The sequence below is a fragment of the Kitasatospora sp. NPDC015120 genome (assembly GCF_043080305.1).
Classification (GTDB): domain Bacteria; phylum Actinomycetota; class Actinomycetes; order Streptomycetales; family Streptomycetaceae; genus Kitasatospora.
Genome location: NZ_JBIBVJ010000001.1, coordinates 1022921 through 1047766 on the forward strand (window position 1 = coordinate 1022921; position 24846 = coordinate 1047766).

26 protein-coding genes and 1 pseudogene are annotated in these 24846 nt (G+C 76.5%); 15 read left to right on the top strand and 12 right to left on the bottom strand.

Annotation, left to right across the window (positions count from 1 at the left end):
* Nucleotides 1-229: 229 nt before the first annotated feature.
* The 4 genes from lanKC (at nucleotide 230) to ACF1AK_RS04740 (ending at nucleotide 6561) form a co-directional block, all read left to right on the top strand.
* The gene (gene lanKC / locus ACF1AK_RS04725; protein WP_391497292.1) at nucleotides 230-2818 is read left to right on the top strand and encodes a class III lanthionine synthetase LanKC; all 2589 of its coding nucleotides are present in this window, start codon (nucleotides 230-232) and stop codon (nucleotides 2816-2818) included.
* Between the two features lie 80 nt (nucleotides 2819-2898).
* Nucleotides 2899-3036, top strand: coding sequence for a SapB/AmfS family lanthipeptide (locus tag ACF1AK_RS04730; protein WP_391497293.1), 138 nt, complete (start codon nucleotides 2899-2901; stop codon nucleotides 3034-3036).
* Nucleotides 3037-3169: 133 nt separating this feature from the next.
* Nucleotides 3170-5011, top strand: a complete 1842-nt coding sequence (locus ACF1AK_RS04735; protein WP_391497294.1) for an ABC transporter ATP-binding protein — start codon at nucleotides 3170-3172, stop codon at nucleotides 5009-5011.
* A 122-nt stretch (nucleotides 5012-5133) separates the two neighbouring features.
* Nucleotides 5134-6561 (top strand): pyridoxal phosphate-dependent decarboxylase family protein, encoded by a 1428-nt coding sequence (locus tag ACF1AK_RS04740; RefSeq protein WP_391497295.1) that lies wholly within the window; start codon nucleotides 5134-5136, stop codon nucleotides 6559-6561.
* On the opposite strand, the gene ACF1AK_RS04745 is transcribed toward ACF1AK_RS04740, so the two are convergent.
* Entirely contained in the window at nucleotides 6547-7434 is an 888-nt protein-coding gene (locus tag ACF1AK_RS04745) for an SGNH/GDSL hydrolase family protein (protein WP_391497296.1), read from the bottom strand. The genes ACF1AK_RS04740 and ACF1AK_RS04745 overlap by 15 nt on opposite strands.
* A 209-nt stretch (nucleotides 7435-7643) precedes the next feature.
* Here ACF1AK_RS04745 and ACF1AK_RS04750 point away from each other — a divergent pair, with 209 nt between their 5' ends.
* A complete protein-coding gene (locus tag ACF1AK_RS04750; protein WP_391497297.1) occupies nucleotides 7644-8042 on the top strand; it encodes an SHOCT domain-containing protein in 399 nt (132 codons plus the stop codon).
* 31 nt (nucleotides 8043-8073) lie between these two features.
* On the opposite strand, the gene ACF1AK_RS04755 is transcribed toward ACF1AK_RS04750, so the two are convergent.
* Nucleotides 8074-9465, bottom strand: a complete 1392-nt coding sequence (locus tag ACF1AK_RS04755; RefSeq protein WP_391497298.1) for a hypothetical protein — start codon at nucleotides 9463-9465, stop codon at nucleotides 8074-8076.
* 241 nt (nucleotides 9466-9706) lie between these two features.
* Here ACF1AK_RS04755 and ACF1AK_RS04760 point away from each other — a divergent pair, with 241 nt between their 5' ends.
* Nucleotides 9707-10177: a DUF6325 family protein gene (locus ACF1AK_RS04760; protein WP_391497299.1), complete on the top strand. Its 471-nt coding sequence runs from the start codon at nucleotides 9707-9709 to the stop codon at nucleotides 10175-10177.
* 31 nt (nucleotides 10178-10208) lie between these two features.
* Nucleotides 10209-10514 (top strand): SHOCT domain-containing protein, encoded by a 306-nt coding sequence (locus ACF1AK_RS04765; RefSeq protein ID WP_391497300.1) that lies wholly within the window; start codon nucleotides 10209-10211, stop codon nucleotides 10512-10514.
* 219 nt (nucleotides 10515-10733) lie between these two features.
* Here the strand turns inward: ACF1AK_RS04765 and ACF1AK_RS04770 are convergent, their stop codons facing one another.
* A complete protein-coding gene (locus tag ACF1AK_RS04770; RefSeq protein ID WP_391497301.1) occupies nucleotides 10734-11552 on the bottom strand; it encodes a methyltransferase domain-containing protein in 819 nt (272 codons plus the stop codon).
* 300 nt (nucleotides 11553-11852) lie between these two features.
* Here ACF1AK_RS04770 and ACF1AK_RS04775 point away from each other — a divergent pair, with 300 nt between their 5' ends.
* On the top strand, nucleotides 11853-12860 hold the full coding sequence (locus tag ACF1AK_RS04775; protein ID WP_391497302.1) for a polysaccharide deacetylase family protein: 1008 nt from the start codon (nucleotides 11853-11855) through the stop codon (nucleotides 12858-12860).
* A 67-nt stretch (nucleotides 12861-12927) separates the two neighbouring features.
* Here the strand turns inward: ACF1AK_RS04775 and ACF1AK_RS04780 are convergent, their stop codons facing one another.
* A complete protein-coding gene (locus ACF1AK_RS04780; protein WP_391497303.1) occupies nucleotides 12928-13728 on the bottom strand; it encodes an aminoglycoside adenylyltransferase domain-containing protein in 801 nt (266 codons plus the stop codon).
* Between the two features lie 190 nt (nucleotides 13729-13918).
* Between ACF1AK_RS04780 and ACF1AK_RS04785 the strand changes: the two genes are divergently transcribed.
* Nucleotides 13919-15244: an ALF repeat-containing protein gene (locus tag ACF1AK_RS04785; protein ID WP_391497304.1), complete on the top strand. Its 1326-nt coding sequence runs from the start codon at nucleotides 13919-13921 to the stop codon at nucleotides 15242-15244.
* 86 nt (nucleotides 15245-15330) lie between these two features.
* Here the strand turns inward: ACF1AK_RS04785 and ACF1AK_RS04790 are convergent, their stop codons facing one another.
* Nucleotides 15331-15438 carry an oxidoreductase gene (locus ACF1AK_RS04790; protein ID WP_391497305.1) on the bottom strand — a complete coding sequence of 36 codons (108 nt, stop codon included), beginning with the start codon at nucleotides 15436-15438 and terminating at the stop codon, nucleotides 15331-15333.
* 71 nt (nucleotides 15439-15509) lie between these two features.
* Nucleotides 15510-15782, bottom strand: a pseudogene (locus tag ACF1AK_RS04795) (FAD-dependent oxidoreductase); the annotation flags it as partial.
* A gap of 167 nt (nucleotides 15783-15949) precedes the next feature.
* Between ACF1AK_RS04795 and ACF1AK_RS04800 the strand changes: the two are divergent.
* The gene (locus ACF1AK_RS04800) at nucleotides 15950-16390 is read left to right on the top strand and encodes a VOC family protein (RefSeq protein WP_391497306.1); all 441 of its coding nucleotides are present in this window, start codon (nucleotides 15950-15952) and stop codon (nucleotides 16388-16390) included.
* Nucleotides 16391-16426: 36 nt separating this feature from the next.
* On the opposite strand, the gene ACF1AK_RS04805 is transcribed toward ACF1AK_RS04800, so the two are convergent.
* A complete protein-coding gene (locus ACF1AK_RS04805; protein ID WP_391497307.1) occupies nucleotides 16427-16840 on the bottom strand; it encodes a MarR family winged helix-turn-helix transcriptional regulator in 414 nt (137 codons plus the stop codon).
* 53 nt (nucleotides 16841-16893) lie between these two features.
* Between ACF1AK_RS04805 and ACF1AK_RS04810 the strand changes: the two genes are divergently transcribed.
* Nucleotides 16894-17712 (top strand): SAM-dependent methyltransferase, encoded by an 819-nt coding sequence (locus ACF1AK_RS04810; RefSeq protein ID WP_391497308.1) that lies wholly within the window; start codon nucleotides 16894-16896, stop codon nucleotides 17710-17712.
* Nucleotides 17713-17731: 19 nt separating this feature from the next.
* Here ACF1AK_RS04810 and ACF1AK_RS04815 read toward each other — a convergent pair whose 3' ends face one another.
* Nucleotides 17732-18793 (bottom strand): methyltransferase, encoded by a 1062-nt coding sequence (locus ACF1AK_RS04815; RefSeq protein ID WP_391497309.1) that lies wholly within the window; start codon nucleotides 18791-18793, stop codon nucleotides 17732-17734.
* 292 nt (nucleotides 18794-19085) lie between these two features.
* On the opposite strand from ACF1AK_RS04815, the gene ACF1AK_RS04820 reads away from it, so the two are divergent.
* Nucleotides 19086-19427: a hypothetical protein gene (locus ACF1AK_RS04820; RefSeq protein WP_391497310.1), complete on the top strand. Its 342-nt coding sequence runs from the start codon at nucleotides 19086-19088 to the stop codon at nucleotides 19425-19427.
* A 121-nt stretch (nucleotides 19428-19548) separates the two neighbouring features.
* On the opposite strand, the gene ACF1AK_RS04825 is transcribed toward ACF1AK_RS04820, so the two are convergent.
* Nucleotides 19549-19773 (bottom strand): hypothetical protein, encoded by a 225-nt coding sequence (locus ACF1AK_RS04825; protein WP_391497311.1) that lies wholly within the window; start codon nucleotides 19771-19773, stop codon nucleotides 19549-19551.
* 149 nt (nucleotides 19774-19922) lie between these two features.
* On the opposite strand from ACF1AK_RS04825, the gene ACF1AK_RS04830 reads away from it, so the two are divergent.
* Entirely contained in the window at nucleotides 19923-20165 is a 243-nt protein-coding gene (locus tag ACF1AK_RS04830; protein ID WP_391497312.1) for a DUF6458 family protein, read from the top strand.
* 520 nt (nucleotides 20166-20685) lie between these two features.
* Here the strand turns inward: ACF1AK_RS04830 and ACF1AK_RS04835 are convergent.
* Entirely contained in the window at nucleotides 20686-21060 is a 375-nt protein-coding gene (locus ACF1AK_RS04835) for a hypothetical protein (protein ID WP_391497313.1), read from the bottom strand.
* Between the two features lie 211 nt (nucleotides 21061-21271).
* Here ACF1AK_RS04835 and ACF1AK_RS04840 point away from each other — a divergent pair, with 211 nt between their 5' ends.
* A complete protein-coding gene (locus ACF1AK_RS04840) occupies nucleotides 21272-22543 on the top strand; it encodes an MFS transporter (protein ID WP_391497314.1) in 1272 nt (423 codons plus the stop codon).
* On the opposite strand, the gene ACF1AK_RS04845 is transcribed toward ACF1AK_RS04840, so the two are convergent.
* Nucleotides 22470-23417 carry a LysR family transcriptional regulator gene (locus tag ACF1AK_RS04845; RefSeq protein ID WP_391497315.1) on the bottom strand — a complete coding sequence of 316 codons (948 nt, stop codon included), beginning with the start codon at nucleotides 23415-23417 and terminating at the stop codon, nucleotides 22470-22472. The two genes, ACF1AK_RS04840 and ACF1AK_RS04845, sit on opposite strands and share 74 nt — an antisense overlap.
* Before the next feature lie 145 nt (nucleotides 23418-23562).
* Here ACF1AK_RS04845 and ACF1AK_RS04850 point away from each other — a divergent pair, with 145 nt between their 5' ends.
* Nucleotides 23563-24192 (top strand): RICIN domain-containing protein, encoded by a 630-nt coding sequence (locus ACF1AK_RS04850; RefSeq protein ID WP_391497316.1) that lies wholly within the window; start codon nucleotides 23563-23565, stop codon nucleotides 24190-24192.
* A gap of 88 nt (nucleotides 24193-24280) precedes the next feature.
* Here ACF1AK_RS04850 and ACF1AK_RS04855 read toward each other — a convergent pair.
* A partial coding sequence (locus ACF1AK_RS04855; protein WP_391497317.1) for a carbohydrate-binding protein occupies nucleotides 24281-24846 on the bottom strand: 566 nt, incomplete at its 5' end.

Consider the following 24846-nt stretch of genomic DNA (forward strand, 5'->3'; position numbering starts at 1 on the left):
CCTCACCTCCGGGCTCCGCCTTCGGTCACCGGCCCCCCGCTCAGCCGTACGCCCCTGCTCAGCCGTGCCCGGCGCCGTTCCGCCGGAGCCGTGCCGCTCCACGCCCGCCGATCCGTGCGCCACGCCTGCCGCTCGCCGCTCCACGCTCGCCGCTCCACGCTCGCCGCTCCACGCTCGCCGCTCCACGCCGCCCCCGCCCGCTCCGACCCCCGCCACGAGGAGGGTTCCGTTGGACAACCGGTACGAGGCCTACGCCTACGCCGATCCGCTCTTCTACGACTCGCCCCGCCGCTGGGGGGCGCACGAGGAGTTCTCCGCCGTCACCCGCCCGCTGCCCGACGGCTGGGAGCACGGTGACCTGGAGATGTGGGCGGTGGTGCGCCCCGTCGGCGTGCGGATCCCGGACCAGGGCTGGAAGATCCACGTCTCCTCGTGCATCGAGACCGCGGAGGAGGTGCTGGAGACCGTCTGGGACTACTGCCTGCGCGAACGCATCACCTTCAAGTTCCTGCGCGGCCTGCCGATCCTCCAGGTGCAGAACTCCAAGTACGCGCCGCGCGGCTCCAGCGGCAAGTTCTGCACGCTCTACCCGGTGGACGACGCCGAGCTGGAGCGCTGCCTCGACGGCCTCGGCGCACGGCTCGCGGGCCGCAAGGGCCCCTACATCCTCAGCGACCTGCGCTGGCAGGACGGCCCGCTCTACCTGCGGTACGGCGGCTTCGCCGAACGCCACTGCCGCAACGAGGTGGGCGAACGGGTCCTGGCCCTGGCCGGGCCCGACGGCCGGCTCGTCCCGGACGTGCGCGGCACCGCCTTCGCCGTCCCCGCCTGGGCGCCGGTGCCGGCCTGCCTGGCCCGGGCGGTCGCCGAGCGCGCGCTCCAGCGGGACACCGGGCTGCCGTACACCGTGGAGCGGGTCCTGCACTTCTCCAACGCGGGCGGCGTCTACCTGGCCCGCGAGGGGCAGGACGGACCGCCGGTGGTGCTGAAGGAGGCCCGTCCGTTCGCGGGGCTGGACCAGCGCGGCGTGGACGCGGTGACCCGGCTGCGCAACGAGCACGCCGTCCTGGCCCGGCTGGCCGGAGTCCCCGGGGTCCCCGCCGAGCACGGACTGCTGACGGCCTGGGAGCACGAGTTCCTCGTCCAGGAGTACGTGGCCGGGCAGTCCCTGAGCGAGTGGCTGACGGCCCGCTACCCGCTGATCCACCCCGACGCCGACGCCGACGAGGACGCCGTCGCCCGGTACACCCGCGACGCCCTGGCCGTCGTCGCCCAGGTGGAACGGACCCTGGAGCAGATCCACGCCCGCGGCGTCGTCTTCGGGGACCTCCACCCCCGGAACCTGATCGTCGCACCGGACGGCGGACTGTGCTTCATCGACTTCGAACTCGCCAGCACCGTCGAGGACTTCCTGCGCCCGGCGCTGGGCGCGGCCGGGTTCACCGCGCCGCCCGGCGTCACCGGGCCGGACATCGACCGCTACGCGCTGGCGGCGCTGCGGCTCTGGCTGTTCTACCCGCTGGTCCAGCTCACCGCGCTGGACCCGGACCGGACCGGCCTGCTCGCCGACGCGATCGAGCGGCGCTTCCCGGTGCCGCCCGGCTACACCGACGCCATCCGCCGCCACCTCGCCCGCGCGCCGCAGGACGGCCGCACGCCCCGCCCCGAACTGGCCGCCGGCCGCGCCGCGCCCCTCGCCCTGCTGGAGGCACCGGTCGCCGACTGGCCGGCGATCCGGGACTCGCTGGCCGCCGGCATCGCCGCGGCGGCCACCCCCGACCGCGCCGACCGGCTCTTCCCCGGCGACGTCGCCCAGTTCACCCTGGGCGGGCTCGGCCTGGCGCACGGCGCGGCCGGCGTGCTCTACGCCCTGCACACCACCGGCGCCGCCGTCGACCCCGCGCACCTGCGGTGGTTCGCCGCCGCCGCCCGCCACCGCACCCCGGTGCCCGGGCTCTACCACGGCGGCCACGGCGTCGCCTACGTCCTGGACCTGCTGGGCGAGCGCGAACAGGCGTCGGCACTCCTGCGCCGCCTGGGCGAGGCCCCGGCCGCCGGCGACGGCGACCCGGACCCCGCCCCGACGCTGGCCTCCGGCGGCCCGGGGATCGCCCTCACCCTCCTGCACTTCGCCCGCGCCACCGGGGACGAACGGCTGCTGGAGGAGGCACTGGCCGCCGCCAGGAGCGCCGCCACGGCCTGGGAGAAGACCGGGCGCGCCGACGCCGGCCGGCGCGCCGGGCTGCTGGCCGGGGCCTCGGGCGCCGCGCTCGCCCTGGTCCGCCTCCACGAGCACACCGGGGACCACGCCCTGCTGGACCAGGCCGAAGCCCTGCTGGAACTCGACCTCGACCGCTGCATCACGGTGGCGGACGGCACCCTCCAGGTCGTCGACCGGCGCCGGGTGCTGCCCTACGTCGAGACCGGCAGCGCGGGCATCGGCCTCGTCCTGGCCGCGCTGCTCGCCCACCGGCCCGACAGCGTCCTGGCCGGCCGCCAGGCGCCGATCCGCAAGGCGGCGGAGCCGGAGTTCGTGATCCAGCCGGGCCTGTTCAACGGACGGGCCGGACTCATCGGCTACCTCGCCCTGACCGGCGACCCGGCCGAGGTGGCGCCCCTGACCGACCGCCACCGCACCCTGCTGGCCCTCCACCACGTCCCCTACCACGGCCGGCTGGCCTTCCCCGGCGACCAGTTGCTGCGCCTGTCGACGGACCTGGCGACGGGTTCGGCCGGAGTGCTGCTGGCCCTGGGCACGGCCCTGGCGGGCACCCCCTTCCTCCCGTTCACCGCGACGGCGCCCGCGCCGACCCGGTGACCACCCGGGCGCGCCCACCGCGCCCCCACCGACTCCCGGCCGCCCGGCCGGGTGATCCCACCGCACCGAAGGAGAATCCCATGGCGATCCTCGACCTCCAGACCCTGGAGCTGCCCGAGACCGAGGCGGCCCCGATCGACGACACCCTCGACCACACCAGCTCGCTGAGCGTCCTCAACTGCGGCACCAGCACCGTCAGCACGCTGCTCTGCCTCTGACCCGACCGGCCGCCCGCCCGGGCGGCCCGTGACGGTCGACCCGGCCGGACGGTCCACCGACCATCCGGCCGGGTCCCGGCCGCCGCGGCCACCGCCGCGGCCCGACGGACCCGCCCCAGGAGAGAGGTGTCCCGTGGCCGACCGGCCCGCGCCCGCCCCCGCCGCCGAGCCGGCCGACGCCCCCGCGCCGCCGGCCCCCGCGCCGCCGCCCGCCCCCGGGTCCGCGCCGCCGCAGGTCCGGCTGCGCCGCGAACTCGCCGCCCGCCCGGTCCGCCTCGCCGCCGCCCTGGCCTTCGCCGTGCTGGCCACCGCGGCCGCCCTCGCACTCCCGCTGCTGGTCCGCCGGATCGTCGGCGACTTCTCCGCGCACCGCTCGCTCGCCCCCGGACTGCTCATGATGGCCGCGGCCGCCCTCACCGGCGCGGCGGCCCAGGCCCTCTCCGGCTTCCACCTGGCGCGGGTCGCCGAAGGGATGACCTACCGGCTGCGCACCACCCTGATGGCCCACACGCTGCGCCTGCCGCTGCCCGTGGTCCGGGCCCGGGGCACCGGCGAACTCGCCGCCCGCGTCACCTCCGACGCCCAACTGCTGGGCCAGGTCGTGGAGGTGGCGATGCAACTGCCGCTCGCCGTGCTCAGCGTGCTGGCGGCCCTCGGGGTCATGGTGTGGATCGACTGGGTGCTCACCGCGGTCACCGTGGCCGCGCTCGCCCTGCTGACCGCCCTGGTCCTGGCGATCACCCGCCGGATGCGGGCCAACGTCACCGGGCAGCAGGACGCGGTGGGGCGCATCGCCCAGCGCTTCACCGCCGACCTGGAGGCCCTCACCACCATCAAGGCCTACCGGGCCGAGCCGCTGGCCGACCGCGTCCTGGCCGCGGACGCCGAGCACCTGCGCGCCGTCGCGCTGACCGGCGCCCGGCTGAGCGCCCTGGTCCCGGCCGTGCTCACCCTCGGCAACCAGTTCGCGATGATCGCGGTCATCCTCACCGGCGGAGCCCGGCTGGCGGCGGGCGAACTGCGGGTGGCGTCCTTCGCCGCGTTCCTGCTCTACCTGCTCCAGACCGTTCCGTCCGTGAACACCCTCGCCACCGGATTCGGCCGCCTCCAGGCGGGGCTGGCCGCCCGCGACCGCTGCAACGAACTCCTCGCCGTACCCCCGGAGGCCGACCCCGACGACGCCCGCCGGACCGCGCCCACCCCCGCCCCCGGCGCCCCGGCGGTGGTCTTCCGCACCGTCTCCTTCACCCACGGCGGCACCCGGCGGGCCGCCCTGCGCGCCGCCTCCTTCAGCATCCCGCGCACCGGTCTGACGGCCGTGGTCGGCCCGTCCGGCGCCGGCAAGAGCACCGCCCTCGCGCTGGTCGGCCGCTTCGTGCGGCCCGGCGCCGGATCGGTCAGCGTCCTCGGTCACGACCTCGGCGCCTGGCCGCTGGGCGCGCTGCGCGCCCGGATGGCGTACGTGGACCAGGAGTTCACGCTGCTGGAGGCCAGCGCCCGCGACAACCTCCAGCTCGGCCGGGCCGGCGCCGCCGACGAACAGGAGCTGGCCCGGGCCCTGGCCACCGTCGGCCTGGCGGAGGACGTCGCACGCCTCCCGCACGGCCTGGACACCGTCCTGGGCCGGGAGTTCGACCTCTCCGGCGGCCAGCGCCAGCGGATGGCCCTGGCCCGCGCCCTGCTCGCCGACGCCGACATCGTCCTGCTGGACGAGCCCACCAGCCAGCTCGACGGCCTCAACGAACTGCGCTTCCGCGAGATCGTGGACCGCCTGGCCCGCCGCAGCGCCGTCGTGGTCGTCGCCCACCGCCTGTCCACCGTCCAGCACGCCGACCACGTGATCATGATGGACCGGGGCACCGTCGTCGACGCCGCCGACCACCCCACCCTGCTCGCGCGCTGCGCCCCCTACCGCGAACTGGTCGGCAGCCAGGCAGTCCTCGCCGGCCCTGCTCCCGGCCCCCGGCTGCCGTGATCGCGCGCTGAGCGCCGCGAACACGGGGGCGGCCAGGCCACCGCATGCGGATTGGACCGGGACACCGCGTCCGCCGACGGCTAGCGTCGACGGCACACCCGACCGATCCGGAGAACAGCGCCATGCACCCCGACCTCGCCGCAGACCTGTCCGACCTGCCCGCGCTGCTGGAGGAGACCCGCCTCGCGGCGGCCGCCTTCCTGGGCTCGCTCGACGAGCGGCCGGTCGTGCCCGCCGCCGCTCCGCCCGCCGCCGCTCCGTCCGCACCGCGGCCGCCGGCCGGGCAGGGCGGCGGGCTGCGGGCGGCGCTCGCGGAGTTCGGCGAGCGCTGGGAGCCGAGGTTCTCCGCCGGGGCGGGACCGCGCTACTTCGGGTTCGTCACCGGTGGCGCGACCCCGGCGGCGCTGGCCGGCGACTGGCTGACCGCCGTCGCCGACCAGAACTCCAACTCCTCGCTGGACGACGCCGGCCAGCAGCTGGAGCGGGAGACGGCCGGCCGGCTGCGCGAGCTGTTCGGGCTCTCCGCCGCGCACAGCGGCACCTTCGTCAGCGGCGCGACCATGTCGAACACGGTCGGCCTGGCGATCGCCCGGCAGTGGCTCGGCGAGCGCCTCGGGGTGGACGTGGCCGAGGACGGCGTCGGCGCGCTCGGCCGGGTGCGGGTGCTGTCGGGCAGCGCGCACTCCAGCGTCGCCAAGGCCCTCGCGGTCCTGGGCCTGGGCCGCTCCGCGCTGGTGCCGGTGCCCGTGCTGCCCGGGCGGGAGGCGGTGGACGTGGCCGCCCTGGAGCGGGTGCTGGCCGGCAGCGACGGCCCGTGCATCCTGGTGGCCAACGCCGGGACGGTCAACACGGTGGACTTCGACGACCTGTCGGCGCTGGCCGACCTGCGCGACCGCTACGGCTGCTGGCTGCACGTGGATGCGGCGTTCGGCGCCTTCGCCGCCCTGGTCCCCGAGCACGCCGCCCTGGTGGCCGGCCTGGACCGGGCCGACTCGGTCTGCGTCGACCTCCACAAGTGGCTCAACGTCCCCTACGACAGCGCCGTGCAGTTCACCCGCCGCCCCGACCTCCAGGCCGAGGTCTTCCGCAACGCCGCCGCCTACCTCGGCCCGCTCGGCGAACACCCCGACCTGGTGCACCTCACGCCCGAGAACTCCCGCCGGCTGCGCGCCCTCGCCGCCTGGTTCACCCTGCGCGCCTACGGGCGGGACGGCCACCGGGAGATCGTCGAGCGCTGCGTCACGGGTGCCCGGGCCCTGGGGGAGGCCGTGGCGGCGACGCCGGGGCTGCGCCTGCTGGCCCCGGTCCGGCTGAACGTCGTCTGCTTCACCCTGGCCGAGGACCCCACCGCCGAGCGCCTGGCCGCGCTGGCCGCCGCCGTGGCCGACGAGGCCTTCCTGACCCCGACCCACTACGCCGGCGTTCCCGCGCTGCGGGCGGCGTTCAGCAACTGGCGCACCACCGACGCGGACGTCCGCCGCACGGCCGCGGCCCTCGCGACGGCGGTGCGCGGACCCGGACCCGAGCGGGCCGGCTCAGGGCAGCAGTGACCTGATGAGCGCGGCGACGTGGGCCTGCCCGGCGGGGTTGGGGTGCGTGGCGTTGGTGTCCGGGGCCGGATCGAGGGGCTCGACCCAGCGCTCTCCCGGCGGCCGGCAGGCGTCGTGACCGAGGGCGCCGCCGGGATCGCCGAAGACCGCCCGATGGCCGGCGGCGGCCTCGCCGAGCACCGCGTTCAGCCGCTTCTGGAGGCCGTACGCGTAGGGGACGTCGCCCCGGGCGATCGGCACGTCCGGCCAGCATCCCGTGGTGGGCGGCAGCAGGGGGAGGTAGCCGACGAGGACCACGGTCGCGTGCGGGGAGCGCGCGTGGACACCGTCGAGGACGCCCTCGACCTTCGGGCGCGTCGCGTCGATCGCCGCGAGCGCCAGGTCGGTTCCGCTCGCCGTGTAGGCCCGCTGGCACGGGTTGCCCTGCGGGTCGGTCCCGGCGATCGCGGCGCACGCGGCCAGGAGGTCGCTGAACGCGTCCTTGGCGCCGATGGTGACCGTGACCAGCTCGGTGTCGGGCCCGAGCGCGTCGAACTGGGGCGGGTTCACCCCGCCCGGCACCGGCTCCGGGGCGGTCATGCTCAGGGTCGTGGCGTCGCCGCAGGTGACGTCGGCGAAGCCCGCCAGGCCGAGGGCGGTGGCGAGGCCGTTCGGGTAGTCGTCGCGGGCGCGGCCGCATCCGGCGGGCGTGCCGTAGCTCTTGGAGACGCTTCCGTACGCCGCGTAGGAGTCCCCCAGCGCGACGTAGCCGTCGTACCCGCCGACCGGCGCGGCCGTGGCCGGAACGCCGGCCGCCGGCCCGCCGGCCACCACGAGCGCCGAGGTCAGCAGGGCCGTGAGGCGGATGCGGGTGGCGGTGGGACGGTGTCGCACGATTCCTCCTCGTGGCCTTGCGGCTGCCGGTCGCATGCTGTGCGCGTCCTCCGGTCGGCGCCCGGCGGGGCGGGCGCACCACCGTGAGGGTCCCCCGGATCACCCGTCCGGGGTGGTGCGCGCGCGGCCCCGGCCGGTGACCGTGGGCTGCGAGGGGGGAACGGGCGGCGCCGCCCGGCGCGGTCCGGCTACTCCTCCGGAGGCGGGCGATGGACAGCTATCCGCTGTTGAACATCTTCCTCACGACCATGTGGATCTTCCTCTGGATCCTGTGGTTCATGCTCCTGTTCCGGGTCTTCGGCGACCTGTTCCGGGACGACACGGTGAACGGCTGGGGCAAGGCGGGGTGGTGCGTGTTCCTGATCCTGCTGCCGTTCATCGGCGTGTTCGTCTACCTGATCGCCCGGGGCAAGGGCATGGGGATGCGCGAGGCGGCGCGGGCGAAGGAGGCCGAGGCGGAGTTCCGCACCTACGTGCGCGATGCCGCCGGGGCGGAGGCGAAACCGGCCAGTGCCGCCGAGGAACTGGCCCGCCTCGCGGAGCTGAAGCGCGACGGCTCCATCACCGAGGAGGAGTACCAGCGCGCCAAGGCGCTCGTCCTGGGATGACGCCGGGAGGGCCCGGTGCTGCCGCACGGGCTCAACGCTCCCCGTCCCCCGTGCCCCCCGGCGCGGGGGGCGCCGGTGCCGGGGGCGCCGGTGCGGGCGTGACGGGGTGGGCCGGGGCGAGGAACTCGCGGAGGGCGAAGGCCGCCAGCACGACCACGGCGAACCAGAACACCACCATGCCGGTCGGGTGGTCCCAGAGGACGAAGACCACGGCGGCGACGACCAGGATCAGCACGCCCAGCCACCGCTTCCAGCGCCGCACGAAGTGCTCCACCGGCCCGGCCCGCAAGCCCGCCGAATCGGCGGAGGACCGCAGCGCCGCGACCCCGTGCCCGGCCACCGAGCGCACCGTCACGGCGGCGCGCGAGGGGCCGGCGAAGAACGCCCCGAGCGCGACGACCACGGCCAGGAAGCCGACCATCCGCACGCCCGAGCGCAGGTAGTCGACGATGGCGTCGTAGACGGCGCCGGCGGCGGCCGGGGAGGCGTCGGCCGGCAGGTGGTCGAGGAAGTAGGAACGGAAGACCGCCAGCGCGATGCCGAGCAGCAGCATCGCCGCCCCGATGCCGAGGGCCGCGCCGACCAGTGCGCGCCGCCGGTCGAAGGCGGTCAGCACCCCGGCCGCGGCGATCAGCACGGTGATGACCGGCAGCCACCAGCCGAGGATCTGCAGCAGCCGGAACCCGCCCTTGATCTTGGCGAGGTCGGGCGAGGAGAACACCACGAACGAGGTGTGCACCTCGGGGATCTTGGCGGCGGGCGCGAAACCGGCGTTGACCAGCTCCGTCTTCACCCGTTCCACCATCGGCCCGATGTCGATCACGACCTCGTCGTTCTTCAGCACCACCGCGCCGCCGCCCTGGCCGGTGAGCGCCTTGACCATGGTGGCGTGCCCGGCCCGCACGGCCTGCTCCCACACGGTGGCGAAGGCGTCGCTGGTGACCACCCGCTCGGCGGCGCCGTGCACGAGGTCGGTCAGCGCCCCCTCCAGGGGACCGGTCAGCCCGCCGAGGAGCTGGGCGAGCCGGGGCGGCACGCCCTGTTCGGCGGCGGCCTGGGAGAGGTCGTTGACGACGGCCTTGACGTCGATCTGCTCCGTCGTGGCAGCGGTGATCCGGTCGGCGAGGGCGTTCTGCACATCGGGGTCGTGGGCGAGCGGCGCCATCGTGGCGACGAACCGGTCGGTGTCGGTGATCTCGTCATGCGCCCAGACGGCGATCACGGCCAGCAGCGACAGTACGGAGGCCACGACCACCAGGACGGTCGCGCCGGTGGTGCGCAGCCGGTGGTGCCGCGGCGGCCGGTGCCGGGCCTCGGCCTCCAGCTGGGCGACCCGGTGGTGGAGCGCCTCCAGTTCGTCGGACTCCTGGCGGCCGGGCCGCGGGCCCCCGGGCTGCGGCGTGCTGGAATCGGCCGGTGGCATGCGGGCGGCTCCTCGCTCTGGGGGGACGGCGGTGTCGCGACGGCGGTGTCGGGACGACGGACCGCCGTCGACACCAGCCAAGGGCCCGGCGGGCCGTCCGGCGACCCGGATCACCCCGAACAGGTGAGCCGCGGGCCGGGGCGGGCGGGTTAGCGTCGCCGAGGGTCGGTTCCACGACAGCACCCGGAGCCGGCTCCCGGCCGACGCCCTCGGCCGGCCCTCCCCGCGCACAGGAGCCGACGTGAGCAGCGAACCCGAGACGCCCGGCGGACTCGACGAACCGGGCCCCATCGACTACCTGGTCATCGCGTTCCCCGGCAGCCATCTCACCGGCGAGGGGCTTCCCCTGCTCGTCGACCTGGTCGAGCGCGACATCATCCGCATCCTCGACCTGACCTTCCTCCGCAAGGACGAGGACGGCACGGTGACGGGCGTCGAACTCGCCGATGTGACCGGCGACGGCCGCCTCGACCTCGCCGTCTTCGAGGGCGCCTCCTCGGGCCTCTTCGGCGAGTCCGACCTCGCCGAGGCCGGCGCACTCCTGGAACCGGGCGACTCCGCCGCCGTCCTGCTCTACGAGAACCGCTGGGCGGCGCCGCTGGCCAACGCGCTGCGCCGGGAGGACGCCCGCATCGTCGCCGGCGGCCGCGTCCAGCTCCAGGACCTCCTGGAGGTCCTGGACGCGCTCGAAGGACTCGACGTCGCGGGCTGACCCGCGTCCCCCATCCCCCCAGGAGGAAGCCATGCCAGGACTGCTCCGCGGAGTCGCCCGTACCGCGGTGGTCGCCGGGACGGCCACCGCCGTCTCCAACCGCGTCTCGCGCCGCCAGGCCGGCCGCTGGGCGCAGCAGGACGCCCAGCAGGCCGGCGCCTACGCCGAGCCCGCCGCGCCCCCGCCGCCCGCCGCCCCGCCCGCGGCCGCAGCGCCCGCCGCCCCGACCATGGAGGAGAAGCTGGACCAGCTCAAGGAGCTGGCGACGCTCAAGGAGCAGGGCGTCCTCACCGACCAGGAGTTCGCCGCCCAGAAGGCCCGGATCCTCGGCAGCTGACCGGGAGACGCCCCCGGTGGAGGGCTGCCGGACGCCCGGACCGCCGGGCCCGGGGCCGCGGTGACGGCCCGGACGGGCCTCAGCGCCGGTGCCCCGCTGCCCACCCGCCGCCGGTCCTCCGCCGGACCGCCCGCCCGCCGACCGGCACGGCGGGCCCGGGCCCGGGGAGCGACCGCCCGCCGGGCCCGCTGACGAGCCCGCTCCGCCACCGGCCCCGCCTCAGCGCGGCCGGTGGCCGGCGACGGCGAACATCGTCACCGACAGGTGGAAGGAACCACGCCCGGCGGCGGCCGTCAGGTCCTCGTAGAGCGCGTCGCGCTGCGCCCCGGTGATCAGTCCCCGCTCGACGGCGGCCGTCCCGAGCCCGTGCACCAGGGGCCAGGTGACGGAGCGCGGGTCGTGCAGCAGGACGGCCGAGCCGAAGGCGTCGACGGTCAGGCCCGCGTCGGCCTCCCACTCGGCGAGGCGGCGCCCGGCGTCCGGGGTCGCGGCGGCCTCCTGGACGACCGTGGCCAGCGCGGCCCGCACGCCGGGGGAGGCGGGGTGGATCACGAAGGTGGCCCAGTCGGTGTCCAGCAGGGTGACCCGGCCGCCCGGCCGCAGCACCCGGGCCATCTCGGCGACGGCCCGTGCCGGGTCGGTCAGGTGCTGCAGGACGCGCTCGCACCGCACGGCGTCCGCCTCGGCGTCGGGCAGCGGCAGGGCGAGGGCGTCGCCGTCCAGGAACCGGGCCGCGCTGCCGGCCTCGGCGGCGCGCCGCTCGGCGAGGGCGCGCAGGCCGGGGTGGGGTTCGATGCCGAGCGCGCTGCCGCCCCGCCCGACCGCCGCGGCCAGCACCTGGGTCTCCGAACCGGTGCCGCTGCCGACGTCCAGCACCCGCTCGCCGGCGGCCACCGCCAGCCGGTCGTGCGCCCAGGCGCGCAGCTGCCGCACACCGGGGTTGGCGGCCAGCGCGTCCAGTGCGGTGACCATCCGTTCGGTGACCGCGGGATCGGCGTTGGCGGGGTGGAAGGCCGAGGTGGGGCGCGGGTCGGTCATGGGGCCCACTCTAGGGACCGGGCCGGCTGCGGACCGGCGGCGCGCCACGGCCTGGCACGGAATCAATCCTCCGTACCCGAGCCGGTCTTGCCGTCCCGACCGTTCCGTTCCGCCCTATCGTCCTGGGCGCCCGGCGTCCGTATGATCTGGGCTGCCCGCCGTAGGGGACGCCGGTGGGGGAGCGGGGCCGGGTGGCGCCCGAAGCCGTCCCGCCGGCCGCGACCGTTCCACGGAGTCGTGGCGGCGGAGTCGTTCCAGGGGTGTCGTTCCAGGGAGGGCAGCGCGGTGCGGTTCGCGGGTGTGGGTGTGACGCGTGAGGGCTATCGGATCGCCGTACCGGGGGCGGTCGAGGTGCTCGAACGCTGCGGCGTGGACCGGCCGGTGGCCCGGCTGGCCGAACTGGCGGCCCGGACTCCCGGCGGCCTCACCGTGGTCGTCGACAGCGCCAACGGGGTCCTGGACGCACCCCTGGGGGCCGCCGGGATCCCGGTGCTCCGCGCCGATCCGCCGTTCCCGGCGGACGGCGGCGCCGCCGCGGAGCTGCTCGCCGCCCTCGGCCGCTCCCGTTCCGACGCCCTCACCGCGCTGCCCTCGGCGGGGTGGACGATGAGCGGCCGCGAGGAGGAGATCGCGGCGGCGGACCGGGCCAGCGCTCCGGTGGAGCGGCAACTCGCGGCAAAGGGCGCCGTGTTGACGGGCGGCGCCGATGCCGGTCCGCTGGTGGCGCTGACCTTCGACGACGGCCCGCACCCGGAGTTCACCCCGCAGGTGCTGGACGTGCTGCGCCGCCACGACGCCCCGGCGGCGTTCTTCTGCATCGGGCTGAACGTCCTGGCCCACCCCGAGGTGGTGCGCCGGATCGCCGACGCCGGCCAGACCCTCGGCAACCACACCTGGTCCCACGCCTACCTGCCCGACCTGGGCCCGATCGGCCTCGCCCGCCAGCTCGGCCACACCGGCGAGGCCATCGCCGAGGCCTGCGGCGACGACCGCCCGGTCCGCTGGCTGCGCCCCCCGTACGGCGGGCGCAGCCCCGAACTCCTGCGCGCCGTCGACGCGTCGGGACTCGTCACGGTGCTCTGGGACGTCGACGCCAAGGACTGGTCCCGCCCGGGCCCCGACGTCATCGCCGAACGCGTCCTGAGCCAGGTCCGCCCCGGCTCGGTGATCCTCATGCACGACGCGGGCGACGACCGCTCCCAGACCGTCGCCGCCCTGCCCGCCGTCATCACCGGCCTGCGCGACCGCGGCTACCGCCTGGTGAGCCTCGACGAATTGCTGGCCGCCGTCCACCCCGCTGCCGCCTGACCGGCGGCGGTGAGCCCGGCCCGCCGCCGCCGGCGCCGGGCAGCCCGAGGGGGTGCCGGGGCCGGCCTCACCGGCCGTGGGCCGCGGCCGCCTCCGCCACCCGCTCGCCCGCCCAGGTCAGGAACGCCCGCACCTCGCCCGCCGGCAGCGCCGCCGAGGTGCGCCCCGGCTGCTCGTAGCCGCGCACCGCGGCCTCCAGCAGCGGCCGGAACGCGGGCTCGGCGGCGGCGGTCTCCCTGGCCGCCTCCCGCTTGGCCGTCCACCGGCCGGTGCGGCAGAAGACCACCGCCCGGCAGCCCGCCAGCACCCGGTTGTCCGCGAGGTGGCCCGCTCCGTCGGCGTGCTCGCGCACGGCCTCGCGCAGCGCGGCGAACAGCTCGCCGGGCGGGGGCCCGGCGATCACCCGCCGCGCGGGCGCGCCCCACAGGGTGATCCCGGCCCGGTGGGCGATCGCGCGGTCGACGACGAACCAGAACGCCGCCGGCCCTCCGCCGCCCAGGTCCGCCCGTTCGGGCAGCAGCGGCCCGGTGTTGAGGTTCATCAGGTACCCCGCACCGCCCGAGGCCCGCCCGGCCGCGTCCGCCCCGTACACCACGAGTTCCAGCCCCGCCGCCGGACACGGCAGCCGCCGGTGGGCGAGCTCCCCGGCCAGCTCCCGCAGCGCCGCCGGCGGCAGGCCCGGCTCGACGACCACCAGGACGTCCACGTCGCTGCGGCCGTGCCGGTAGTCGCCGAGTGCCACCGATCCGACCGCCACCACGCTCACCGTCCCCGTCCCGCAGACCGCCCGCACCCGGCGGACGACCTCCGCCAGGTACCCGCGCAGCTCGGGCGGCACCGTCCGCCGCTCCTCGTCGAGGTCGCTCACGGCCTCCAGTCTGCCCGCCGCACGCGGCCCGTGTCGCGGCCGCGGAGGACCTCCTCACGACGGGCCGACCCGCCGACGGTCCGTGCCCGCCGAACCGGAAGCCCTGAAAAAAATGATGATGTGACGGTAAGTGAAAAGGCTCTATGCTTCGTGCGTTCACAGACTCTTCGCACAGAGCAGGTCCTGCCGGATGAAGCTTCCCCGGGTGTCCGCCGTCGTCGCCGCCGCGGTCCTCACCCCCGCCGTCCTCTTCCCGTCCTCCGCCTCCGCCGCCGATGCCCCGGCGCCGGTCGGCGTCTCCGGGCCCGACACCGCCTCCGAGGGGGGCACCACCCAGGAGGACCTCGACCGCGCCGAGATCCAGAAGATCCTGGCGGACCCGGAGAGCGGAATCTCCGTGCGCGAGGCCGCCGAGCGGGCCCTCGCCGCCGGGACGGCCGCCGACCTGCGGCGCTACCTGGAGGAAGGCCTCCAGAACGCCCGGGTGACCGACGACCGCGTCAGGGCCACTCAGATCCTCGCCATCGGCGGCCCGGCCGTGAAGAAGGCCGCGACCGCCGCCCTCCGCGGCAGCTACGCGGACCTCGTGCGGTTCCTCAAGGAGGGCCAGTACACGGCCCGCGCCGAGGACGACCGGGCCGAGATCGAGCGCATCCTCGCCGACCCGCAGACCGGCCGGGGCGTGCGGGAGGCCGCCCAGCAGGCCCTGGCCGTCGGCACCCCCGCCGCGCTGCGGCACTTCCTGGAGGTCGAGCTCGCCAAGCAGCAGGCCGACGACGACCGCGTCCTGGTCAGCCAGATCCTCGCCAAGGGCGGTCCCGCGGTGAAGAAGGCCGCGTCCGCCGCGCTGTCCGGCAGCTACGCCGACGTCGTGCGGTTCCTCAAGGAGGGCCAGTACACGGCCCGCGCCGAGGACGACCGCGCCGAGATCGAGCAGATCGCCGCCGACCCGCAGAACGGCCCGCACACCCGCGAGGCCGCCCGGAAGGCGCTCAGCGGCGACGCGGCCGGCCTGCGCCGCTTCCTGGAGTCCGAGCTGGCGGCGGCGCGGATGAGCGACCACCGGGTGAAGGTGTCGCAGATCGCCGAGAGCGGCGGCCCGGCCGTCCGCAAGGCCGCGCTCGCCGCCCTGGACGGCAACGACCAGGCCGTCCTGGCCTTCCTCGACCACGGCTGGGCCGCGGCCCGCGCCGAGGACGAGGCCGCCGCCGCCGCGAAGCCCACCACCCAGCCCACCACCCGGCCGGCCGAGCGCCCGGCCGAGCAGTCGACGGCCACCCCGGCGCCGCAGGCCACCGCGACCGCCCCGGCCGCCCCGGCCGCCCCCGCCCCGGTGGTCCAGGCCGCGGCCCGCACCACGACCGCCACCGGCGGCGACACCGCCGCCCGCTCCGGCCAGCTCGCCGCCACCGGCGCCGAGGGCCTCGGCTGGGAGGCCGGTGCCGCCGCCGCGGCGGTCGCCGCCGGTGCCGGCCTCGTCGTGGTCTCCCGCCGCCGTCGCCCCACCGAGGGCTGACCTGCCGCCGGGCACCGGCCCCGGCGCACCGCAAAAGGCCGGCCGGGGCGCCACCGTGGCGCCCCGGCCGGCCTCCACACCGGCCCTCAGCCGGGCTGGAAGAACGCGAGCATGGTCCGTGCGGCGTCCGGGGAGGCCAGGATCTCCTGGACACGCGCGGACTGCCGGGCCGCGGCGCCGGTGCGCTCGAACATCTCCCGTTCGTACTCCGCGACGGCGGCGGTGGCGTCCTCGCGGTGCGCGGCATCGCCGAGCAGGTGACACCGGGCGTGTCCTCCCGCAGCAGCAGGGTGCCGTCCGGGTCCAGGAGCCGCAGGTCCTGGCCCGCACCGCGGGCGATCGCCCGGAACCCGTCGGTCAGCCCGGCCGCGTGCAGCGCCCGCTGCCCGGTCGCGGCGTCCAGGTCGAGCATGCCGCCCTGAGCGCGCGCGTCGCGCGAGGCCTCGCGCTCGTACACCACGGCGTCGATGCCGTTCAGGTGCAGCACCCGGGCGAGGACCAGGCCCCCCGGACCGGCTCCGACGATGGCGATGCTCACGATGGCCCCCCGGCTCTCGGCTGTCCCCGTGACCACACTCTAGCAATTCGTCACCGACCCGCCCCGCTCGGCGGCCCGGCCGGTGGAGGATGGCCGGGAACGGCCTGGCGGCCCCGCCCGCCGGGTACCGACCCGCCCCGTGGCCGACCGCACCGAGGAGAACCGCCATGACCGTCCGCCGGATGGACAACGTGCTCATCGTCGTCGAGGACCTGGACGCGGTCATCGCGTTCTTCACCGAACTCGGCCTGGAGCTGGAGGGCCGCTTCCCGGTCGAAGGCCGCTGGGTGGAGCGGATCATCGGCCTGGAGGGCGTGCGGCAGGACGTCGCCATGCTGCGCACCCCGGACGGCCACGGCCGGATCGAACTGGCCGCGTTCCACGCGCCGCAGGCGGTCAGCCCCGAGCCGCGGCGGGCGCCGGCCAACACCCTGGGCATCCGCCGGGTCATGTTCGCCGTCGACGACATCGACGAGGTGGTCGTGCGCCTGCTCGCCCACGGCGCCGAACTCGTCGGTGAGATCGTGCGCTTCGAGGACGTCTACCGGCTCTGCTACGTCCGCGGCCCCGAGGACATCGTCGTCGGGCTGGCGGAGGAGCTCGGCTGACGCCCCGTCCGGCGGCCGGTACCGGTGCCGGCACTGTCAGGGCAGCAGGAGGGCCGCGAGTTCGTCGAGCAGCTCGGTGACCCGGCGGGCCCGCTCCGGGTCCGGGACGGCCTTCGCGATCAGCGGCCCGGCGGGCCGGGCGACGTGCTCGCGGATGGCGCGCCGGGCCACGTCGGAGACGGTCAGCAGGGTGCGCCGCCCGTCGCCCGGGTCGGCGGCGGCGTCCAGCAGCCCGCGCTCGCGCAGCCGGGCCACGGACACCGAGACATGGCTCTGCGCGAAGCCGGTGCGCACCTGGATGTCCCGGGCGGAGGTCGCCGGATGGCGGTACACGTCGGCGACCACGGCGATCTCGCCGGGGGTGAGGTGCTCGGAGGCCGGGTCGATGATCATCTCGCGGCCGAGTTCGGTCAACCGCTTGCCGAGCCTGAGGAGTTGCACGCCGTCCATGCCGAAAGAATACATCTTCACAGATGCATCGGCAGCGATGTAGATTGCCGGCCATGACGACCCCCGAAGCACTGAGCCCGGTGTCCCGCACCGCCCTGTCCGTCGCGCTGGTGCGGGCCTACGAGAGCTCCCGCCCCGACCCGCTGTTCGCCGACCCGTACGCCGCAGCGTTCGCCGCCGCCGCCGGGGTGCCGCTGCCCGCCGCCGGCCCGGACAGCGGCCTCGCCCGGGCCCTGGTTGCGCAGGGCATCCTGCGCACCCGCTTCTACGACGACCGCCTGCTCGCCGCCGGCGCAGGCCAGGTGGTGCTGCTCGCGGCGGGCCTCGACACCCGGGCCCACCGGCTGGACTGGCCGGCCGGCACCCGGGTGTTCGAACTCGACCTGGGCCCGGTGCTGGCCTTCAAGGAGCGGGTCCTCGACGCCCTTGGCGCCCAGCCGAGGGCGACGCGCACCGTGCTGCCCGCCGACCTGCTGGAGCCGCACTGGCCCGCCCGGCTGGTCGACGCCGGCTTCGACCCGGGGCGCCCCTCGGCCTGGCTGGCCGAGGGACTGCTGGTCTACCTCACCCCCGGGCAGGCGGCGGCCCTGCTCACCGCGGTCGCCGCACTGGCCGCCCCGGGCAGCCGGCTGCTGCTGGAACAGGGCCGGGACGTGAGCGCCACTCCGCACGACCCGGCCCTCGCCCACCTCACCGGCCTGTGGCGCGGCGGCCTCGGCCCCGGCACCCGGGACTGGCTCGACGGGAACGGCTGGACCACCGGGCTCACCTCCCTGGAGCGGCTCGCGGAGCGCCACGCCCGCCCGCTGCCGGGCCCCTCCGCCGCCGGCTTCGTCGAGGCGGTCCGCCGCCCCCGCGGGGAGGGTTCCTGAGGCGCCGTCGCCCGCCGGCTCAGGCCGCGACCGCCTCCACCACGGACAGCACGGTCGGGGTGGGGATCACCCGGGACAGCCGCAGCCCGGCCCGCGCGAAGAGCTCGGCGAAGTCGGCCTCGGTGCGCTCGCGGCCGGTGAGCGAGGCCATCATCATCAGGTCCAGGGCCTTGGACTGGTGGGGCGCGTTGCCCGGCGGGACCACGGCGTCCACCACCAGGACCCGCCCGCCCGGACGCAGGGCGCGGCGGCAGTGGCCGAGCAGGGTCACGCAGTCCTCATCGGCCCAGTCGTGCGTGATCCGCTTCAGCAGGTGGATGTCACCGGCGGGCACGGCGGCGAAGAAGTCGCCCTCGTGCGGCCTCCAGCGGCCCGCGAGCTCCGGGTGCGCCTCCAGGCGGTTGCCGGCGAGGACGTGGGACCGGTCGTGGAGGACGCCCTGCAGACCGGGGTTGCGGCGCAGCACCTCCAGCAGCAGACCGCCGTGGCCGCCGCCGATGTCCACCACCGTGCCGCTCTCCGGGAAGTCGTAGGCGGCGGCGATCGGCGCGTTCTCCTGGTCGGACATCGCCGCCATGCCGACGTGGAAGACCGCGGCGGTCCGCGCGTCCTTGGCGAAGTGGTCGAAGAAGGGCAGGCCGAAGATGTCCTCGAACGCGGTGGTGCCCTCGGTCAGACAGTGCGTCAGCTCCCCGGCCGGCCGCCACATGGTGCGGTCGGTGAGCATCTGGACGGCCGCGCGCACCGAGTACGGGACGTCGCCGCGCAGCGCCTGGCCGGCCGCGGTCAGTGCGAAGCGGCCCCGCTCGTCCTCCGTCACCACGCCCCGGGTGGCGAGCAGGCGCAGCACCCGGTGCAGATTGCGGGCGTCGGTACCCGTCGCGGCGGCGAGTCGGTCGGGGGTGGCGGGGCCGTCCGCCAGGTGGTCGGCCACCCCGATGTCGGCGGCGGCGCGCAGGGCGGCGGGGAACAGGAAGCCGAGCGCCTCGTCCACCAGGAAGGCGGCGGACCGCCGAAGGTTCTCCGTGTCGTCCGCGGTCCCCGTGCGCCCGCCGGTGGTCCGGTCCTCGTCCTGGCTCATCTCGTCCTCCTCCTCGCGGGCCGTGCGTCCGCCCGGGAGGCTGCCCGCCGGACACCGCCGCGAAGCCCGGCGCGCCGCGATCCCGCCCCTTCGGGTGGCGCGGGCCAGGCCTTCGCCGGACGCGCGCGGGGCGCCGGTGCCGGAGGCGGCCGGTGCGGCCGGCTCCGCGGGCCGGGCCGGGATTCGAAGGAGCCCGAAGGGTTTTGCCGGCGCGGGCCGCGCGGGGCGAGGCTGGGTCCGCCGGCCGAGACCGGCCCCCGTGATCCGTCCGACCCGCGACCGAGGAGTTCCCATGACCCGTCCGTCCGCCGTCCGTCCGCGCGTCGCCGCCGCGGCCCTCGCCGCCACCGCCTGCCTGCTCGGGGGCGCCGCCTCCGCCCAGGCCGCCCCGGCCCCGGCCGGAAGCGCCGGCGGCCCGAGCCGGTCCGTCGAGGCCACCGAATCCGCGCAGTTCACCGCCGGCAGCGCCGGAGGATCGCAGGAGACGGCCGTCAACGGCGCGGTCACCATGGCGTACCTCTACGCCCAGGGGGCGGGCTGGCAGCGCAGCCAGTGCTACGTCCTCGGCTTCGACGTCCGGTCGGCCGGCATCGGCTGGTACTCCGCGAGGGCCACCGTGCTCTGCATGCGCTGAACCACCGCCGGGAGCCCCGCCGAGGCGCACGCGCGTACCTCGGCGGGGCTCCCGGCACCGTTCAAGGCCGGCGCCCGGCACGCGGATCCGCAGGTCCGGGGATCCGCGCGCGACGGCGCCCTCAGCCGTCCGTCCGGGCCCCGTTCCGGGGCTCCCCGGCCGGCGCCGGGTGGTCGAGCAGCCCGAGGGCGTCCAGCAGGAGCCGGCAGTCCTCGGCGTCGTGCGCCCGCGCCGCCACCGCCCGCCGTGCCCGGGCCTGCACCTCGGGCGGCCCCGGGTCGCCCGGCGGTGCGAACAGGTCGCCCATCGTCTGCAGTTCGCGGTTGGGCCGAGTCGTCGCCGCCACTTTCGCCTCCCGTCCGGATGCGTCGGCCGTCCAGCGTACTGCGCCCGCCCGCCCGCCGGGAAAGCGGTCCCCCGTTCGACCGGAGGGCATCGCCCCGGCGATCCGGGGTACGCGGAGCGGCGGCCCCCGACAACGGCGGGCCGGACGCGATGACGGAGGGAATCATGGGCCTGGGTGGCTGCATCATCCTGTTGGCTGTGGGAGCGGTCCTCGCCTTCGGCGTGGACTGGCACGTCTCCGGCGTCAATCTGACCGTGGTCGGCATCGTCCTGATGGCGGCCGGCTTCATCGGCGTCGTGGTGTACGCGAAGGTTCTGGGCCGGCGGCGCTATCTGAGCGGCCGCGCGGTGGACGAGGTCGTCGTCGAGGAACGCCGCCGGGACAGCCTCTGACCCGCGCTCCGGAGGGGCCGGCCGGTCCGGCCCGCCCGCCGGACGTGTCCCTCCCTCAGCGCACCCGGCACCCCGGCGGGGCCCGGACGTGCCGCTTCGGCCGCCACCCGGACCCCCTGGAACGTCCCGCCGGACCGTTCCAGGTGCGGGTGGAACCGCAGGTCGGAGGGGGTGGAATCGTTCCAGTGCGCCGGATCCGGGGCAAGGGCTGGCGGGCGGGACGGACGGCGGGGCAGGGCGCTGCCGGGCGGAGCGCCGACCGGCGGGCCCCGGCCGGCGGAGTCCGCCGCGGCGTCCGACCCGAAGACCGCCGCCCCGGACCCCGACCACATGCCCACCGCGGAGACCCGCAACGTCCCGCTCGGCCCCGGCGCCAAGGTCCTGGGGCCCCGGCTCGGCCTCTACCGGGCCGGCGTGGCGGACGCGGCCACCGCGGACCGGCGGCCCTGAGCCCCGCACCCGCCCCGCCCGCGGCGGGCGGGGCGGGCGGAGCGGCGGGAGTCCGGCCGGGGGGCGTCCGTCACAGCGTGGTGAGGACGTCCTGGTGCACCTCGTCGAGGACGAACCCGTTGTCCCACCGGACCCGGACCGTCACCCGCCGGCCCTGCCCCCGGTGGGCGTCCCACTCCGGCTCCAGTCCGGCGATCTCCGTCTCCAGCCGCTCGCGACTCGCCTGCGGCATGGTGTGCCCGTAGTCGTCGAGGAGCGCCTTGAGCCGCTGGTACTCGCGGACCTCCTGGCTCTCCGGGAGTTCCCCGTTCACCCGTTCGACGGTGCCCTCGATCCCCGCTCCCAGCGAGAGGAACCCGACGACCGCCCCGGGCTCCCCGGCGAGCGCGTCACCGATCGCGAGGTCCTCGGCCAGCCGGACGCGGCGGCCTTCGTCCAGGGTCATCCGATTCTCCGTCTCTCCGTCGGCCGCCCACCGGGCGGCACCGTGCGGTTCCGCAGGTCACGCTACCCGGCGTCGGGCGGCAGGGCAGAGGGGACAGCGGCCCCGGGGTGCGCCCGCGGACCCGACAGGGCTCGTGATCGATGAGCGGGGCTCATCGGTCGATGAGGTCAACGATCTTGTTCGCCCTGGTGGCGGCTGATGGGCTGACCGCATGACGAACGACAGCAGGACGAACGCGGACACCCTCGCACCCCCACCCGCCCCACCCGCCACCGCGCAGCGCTGGTTGCCGGTCCTCGCCGTCGCCCTCGCCACCTTCACCGTGGTGTCCTCCGAGATGATGCCGGTCGGCCTGCTCACCGAGATGTCGCACGGCCTCGGGGTGAGCGACGGGGTCACCGGACTGTCCCTGACCATCACCGGCCTGGTCGCCGCCGCCCTCGCCCCCTTCGCCCCGAGGCTGGTCGGCCGGCGCGAGCGCAGGGCCGTCCTGGTGACCGCCGTGCTGCTGCTCGCCCTGGCGAACGCGCTGTCCGCCCTCGCGCCGGACTTCGCCGTCCTCGCCGCCGGCCGGATCCTGCTCGGTGCGGCGATGGGCGTCGTCTGGGGCCTGGTCGCCGGGATCGGCCCGCGCCTGGCCGAAGGCCCGCGGACCGCCCTCGCCATGACCCTGGTCTTCTCCGGCGTCTCCATCGCCTCCGTGCTCGGCGTCCCGCTGGGGACCTACCTGGCCGCTCTGTCCGACTGGCGCTTCGCGTTCTGGACGCTCGCCGCCCTCGGAGCCGTCTGCGCCGCCGTCCTCGCCGCCGCCCTGCCTCCGCTGCCCGCCCCGTCGTCGCCCGCCCCGTCGGTGCACGGCGGCCGGCGGCCGGACGGACCGGCCGGAGCCCTGCGCCACCGCGGCGTGGCCGTCGGGATCGCCGCCACCGCCTTCGTCGTGCTCGGCCACTTCGCCGGTTTCACCTACGTCCGCCCGGCCCTCGAAGCCGGCGCCGGCCCGAGCAGCGGCGTGATCGCCGGCTGTCTGCTGGTCTACGGCGTGGCAGGGGTCGCCGGGAACTTCACCCTCGGCCCGCTGTCCGGGCGTCACCCGAAGGCGGCCGTCGCCGCCGCCCTCGGCGGGGTCGCCCTGGCCGCCGCGCTGCTCCCGCTCGCCGCGGGCGGCTTGGTCACGGTGCTGCTCGTGCTGGTCCTCTGGGGCGTCTCGTACGGCGGGGTGTCGGTCGCCACCCAGGCCTGGGTGCGCACCGCGGCCCCGGCCGTCACCGAGGCCTCGGCGGCCGTCTGGGCGGGCGTGTTCAACGCGGGCATCGCGCTCGGCTCCCTCGCCGGCGGCCTGGTGGTCGACCGGGCCGGCCACCGCGCCGTCCTGCTCACCGCGGCCGGACTGGCCGCCGCCGGGCTGCTGCTCACCCTGCTGTCGCCGCCGCCCGGCGGGCTCCCCGGGGCGCGTCCCGACCGGCCTTCCCGGCCAGCCGGGTGACGAACCCGGCCGTCAGCCGGTGCGGCCGCCCTTCGCGCTGGACCACCACCAGCTCGGTCGGCCGCAGCCCGGGCACCGGCAGGAAGCGGAGGTCCGGGCGCCGGACGTACGTCGTGCTGCGCTCGCACAGCAGCAGTCCCCGGCCGGTGCCGGCCACCATCGACAGGCCCTCCTGGAGGGTGACCGCCCCCGCCGGGTAGGACAGCGCCCGCCCGTCCGGAGTGCGCCGGGGCGCGTGCACCTGCCGCCAGTACGCGGGGGCCGGGCCGCGCGGCTCGATCAGCGGCAGCGCGGCCAGCTCCTCGGCGCCCACCGCCTCCGCCGCGGCCGGGTACCGGGCGGCGTCGACCGCCACGTGCGCCGGCTGCCGGGAGAAGCTCATCAGCACCTCCAGCCCCGGCTCCCGGCACGGGCCGAGCACGATGGCGAGGTCGACCTCACCCCGGGCGAGCCGTGAGAACGGGTCCGCCCACGGCAGTTCGACCAGCTGCGTGGCGCCCTCCGGCAGGCCCGCGATCACCCGGGCGACCGGCTCGTACACCGCGCACTGGAATCCCAGCCGCAGCGGGCGGTCCGTGGCCGCCCGGGCGCGGACGGCGTCGTAGCCCTCCCTGAGCCGCTCGAAGGCCGGTACCACCTGTTCGGCCAGGACGGCCCCGAGCTCGGTCAGCTCCACGCGGCGGCTGGTCCGCCGGAACACCGGGGCGCCGATCCGGCTCTCCAGGCGCTTGATCAGCTGGGAGACCCGCCCCTGCGAGACGCCGAGACGCTGCGCGGTCCGCCCGAAGTGCAGCTGGTGGACGAGGACGGAGAAGCACTCCAGCTCCTGCAGCGGCAGTTCGGGCAGGGGCGGGGCGGGCGTCGGTGGTTCCACCTCGACAGCCTACGCCCGGCCGCGCACCCGGTCGGCGGGCCGGTCCCCGGCGGTGATCGAAACGGCCGGTACTCGACTGTGCCGGGGTGTCGTCGCGGCCCTAGCGTCACTGGTCTGAACCAATCAGACGGAAAGGGCAGCAACCATGAACGGTTCCAGGAGAGTTGGACGGATCCTCGCCGCCGCGGCGGCGGCGCTGACGCTGGGCGCAGGGCCCGCGGTCGCGGTCGGGCAGCCCGCGGCCGGAGAGCCCGCGGCGTCCGTGGCGCCCGGCAGCACCCTCGCGGCGAGCGCGGCGGCGGCCGGGCCGGCCGGGGCGGTGAGCGACTATCCGCCACGGACCTTCACGCTCACCAGCAACGCCCCCGAGGCGGACGGCAGATGTCTGGACGTCTGGGACTGGGGCAACGGGCCGTGGGTCCAGATGTGGGGCTGTCACGGTGGCGCCAACCAGTCCTGGAACGTCTCGTACAACGCCGTCAGCGGCGGCTACCAGATCCAGAGCAACGCCAGCGGCAAGTGCGTCGACGGCTACCGCGGCCGGGGGCAGCAGGTCGTCCAGCTCCCGTGCGACAACAGCGCCTCGCAGGCCTGGACCGTGCCGCCGAGCGCCGGGCGCCTGCGCTTCGTCAACCGCGCGTTCCCCGGCAGCCCGCCCGGCTTCCCCGGCCCCACCGGCCAGTGCCTGGACATCTACGACTGGGGCCGCGGCACCGTGGTCCAGCTGTGGGACTGCGGCTGGGGCCAGGGCAACCAGGAGTGGTGGTACAACTGATCCACCCGGCCGAGCACGCCGAGCGCCGCGGTCCGTCCCCTGGACGGACCGCGGCGCGGTGGTTCCACCGGAGGTCAGGGCCTGCCGGTCAGATGGCCTGCCAGAGCGCCGGGACGTTCGGCGGCTCCCAGCCGGCGTAGGCGGTGTGGCCCTGGAGGCAGCGGTAGCTGACCCCGTTGTAGGTCACGACGTCGCCCGCCTTGTAGGTGGTGCCGACGGCCCAGGTGCCACCCGGGTTGGGCGTGCCGTCACCGACCGTCAGGCTGAACTGGGCGGTGTGGACGGTGGCCCCGGCGGTGCCGGTGACGGTGACCTGGTAGCTGCCGGCCGCGGCGGACGAGGAGGCCGACAGGGTCAGGGTGGCGGAGCCGCCCGACTGGACGGACGACGGGCTGAAGGTCGCGGTGACGCCGGACGGCAGGCCCGAGGCGGTCAGGGCGACGGTCTGCGCGCTGCCCGAGACGACCGCGGTGTTGACGGTCGCCGTGGTCGAGGCGCCGGGCTTGACCGAGCCGGAGGCCGGGTTCAGCGCGAGCGAGAAGTCGTCGCCGCCGTTGTTGGTGCAGGTCGGGTCGCCGGTCTGGGCGGGGACGCTGACGGCGTCCCAGGCGGCCTTGGTGCGGGTGAAGAGGTTGCAGGTCGGGTCGAGGTTCT

Bases quoted from the DNA above. Each gene is read 5' to 3' on its own strand.
- ACF1AK_RS04770 (WP_391497301.1), bottom strand. From the start codon at position 11,552: ATGACCGACCCGCGCCCCACCTCGGCCTTCCACCCCGCCAACGCCGAT.
- ACF1AK_RS04835 (WP_391497313.1), bottom strand. From the start codon at position 21,060: ATGACCCTGGACGAAGGCCGCCGCGTCCGGCTGGCCGAGGACCTCGCG.
- ACF1AK_RS04765 (WP_391497300.1), top strand. From the start codon at position 10,209: ATGCCAGGACTGCTCCGCGGAGTCGCCCGTACCGCGGTGGTCGCCGGG.
- ACF1AK_RS04750 (WP_391497297.1), top strand. From the start codon at position 7,644: ATGGACAGCTATCCGCTGTTGAACATCTTCCTCACGACCATGTGGATC.
- ACF1AK_RS04785 (WP_391497304.1), top strand. From the start codon at position 13,919: ATGAAGCTTCCCCGGGTGTCCGCCGTCGTCGCCGCCGCGGTCCTCACC.
- ACF1AK_RS04815 (WP_391497309.1), bottom strand. From the start codon at position 18,793: ATGAGCCAGGACGAGGACCGGACCACCGGCGGGCGCACGGGGACCGCG.
- ACF1AK_RS04740 (WP_391497295.1), top strand. From the start codon at position 5,134: ATGCACCCCGACCTCGCCGCAGACCTGTCCGACCTGCCCGCGCTGCTG.
- ACF1AK_RS04755 (WP_391497298.1), bottom strand. From the start codon at position 9,465: ATGCCACCGGCCGATTCCAGCACGCCGCAGCCCGGGGGCCCGCGGCCC.
- ACF1AK_RS04730 (WP_391497293.1), top strand. From the start codon at position 2,899: ATGGCGATCCTCGACCTCCAGACCCTGGAGCTGCCCGAGACCGAGGCG.
- ACF1AK_RS04810 (WP_391497308.1), top strand. From the start codon at position 16,894: ATGACGACCCCCGAAGCACTGAGCCCGGTGTCCCGCACCGCCCTGTCC.
- ACF1AK_RS04830 (WP_391497312.1), top strand. From the start codon at position 19,923: ATGACGGAGGGAATCATGGGCCTGGGTGGCTGCATCATCCTGTTGGCT.
- ACF1AK_RS04790 (WP_391497305.1), bottom strand. From the start codon at position 15,438: ATGTTCGAGCGCACCGGCGCCGCGGCCCGGCAGTCCGCGCGTGTCCAG.
- ACF1AK_RS04850 (WP_391497316.1), top strand. From the start codon at position 23,563: ATGAACGGTTCCAGGAGAGTTGGACGGATCCTCGCCGCCGCGGCGGCG.
- ACF1AK_RS04800 (WP_391497306.1), top strand. From the start codon at position 15,950: ATGACCGTCCGCCGGATGGACAACGTGCTCATCGTCGTCGAGGACCTG.
- ACF1AK_RS04820 (WP_391497310.1), top strand. From the start codon at position 19,086: ATGACCCGTCCGTCCGCCGTCCGTCCGCGCGTCGCCGCCGCGGCCCTC.
- ACF1AK_RS04840 (WP_391497314.1), top strand. From the start codon at position 21,272: ATGACGAACGACAGCAGGACGAACGCGGACACCCTCGCACCCCCACCC.
- ACF1AK_RS04805 (WP_391497307.1), bottom strand. From the start codon at position 16,840: ATGGACGGCGTGCAACTCCTCAGGCTCGGCAAGCGGTTGACCGAACTC.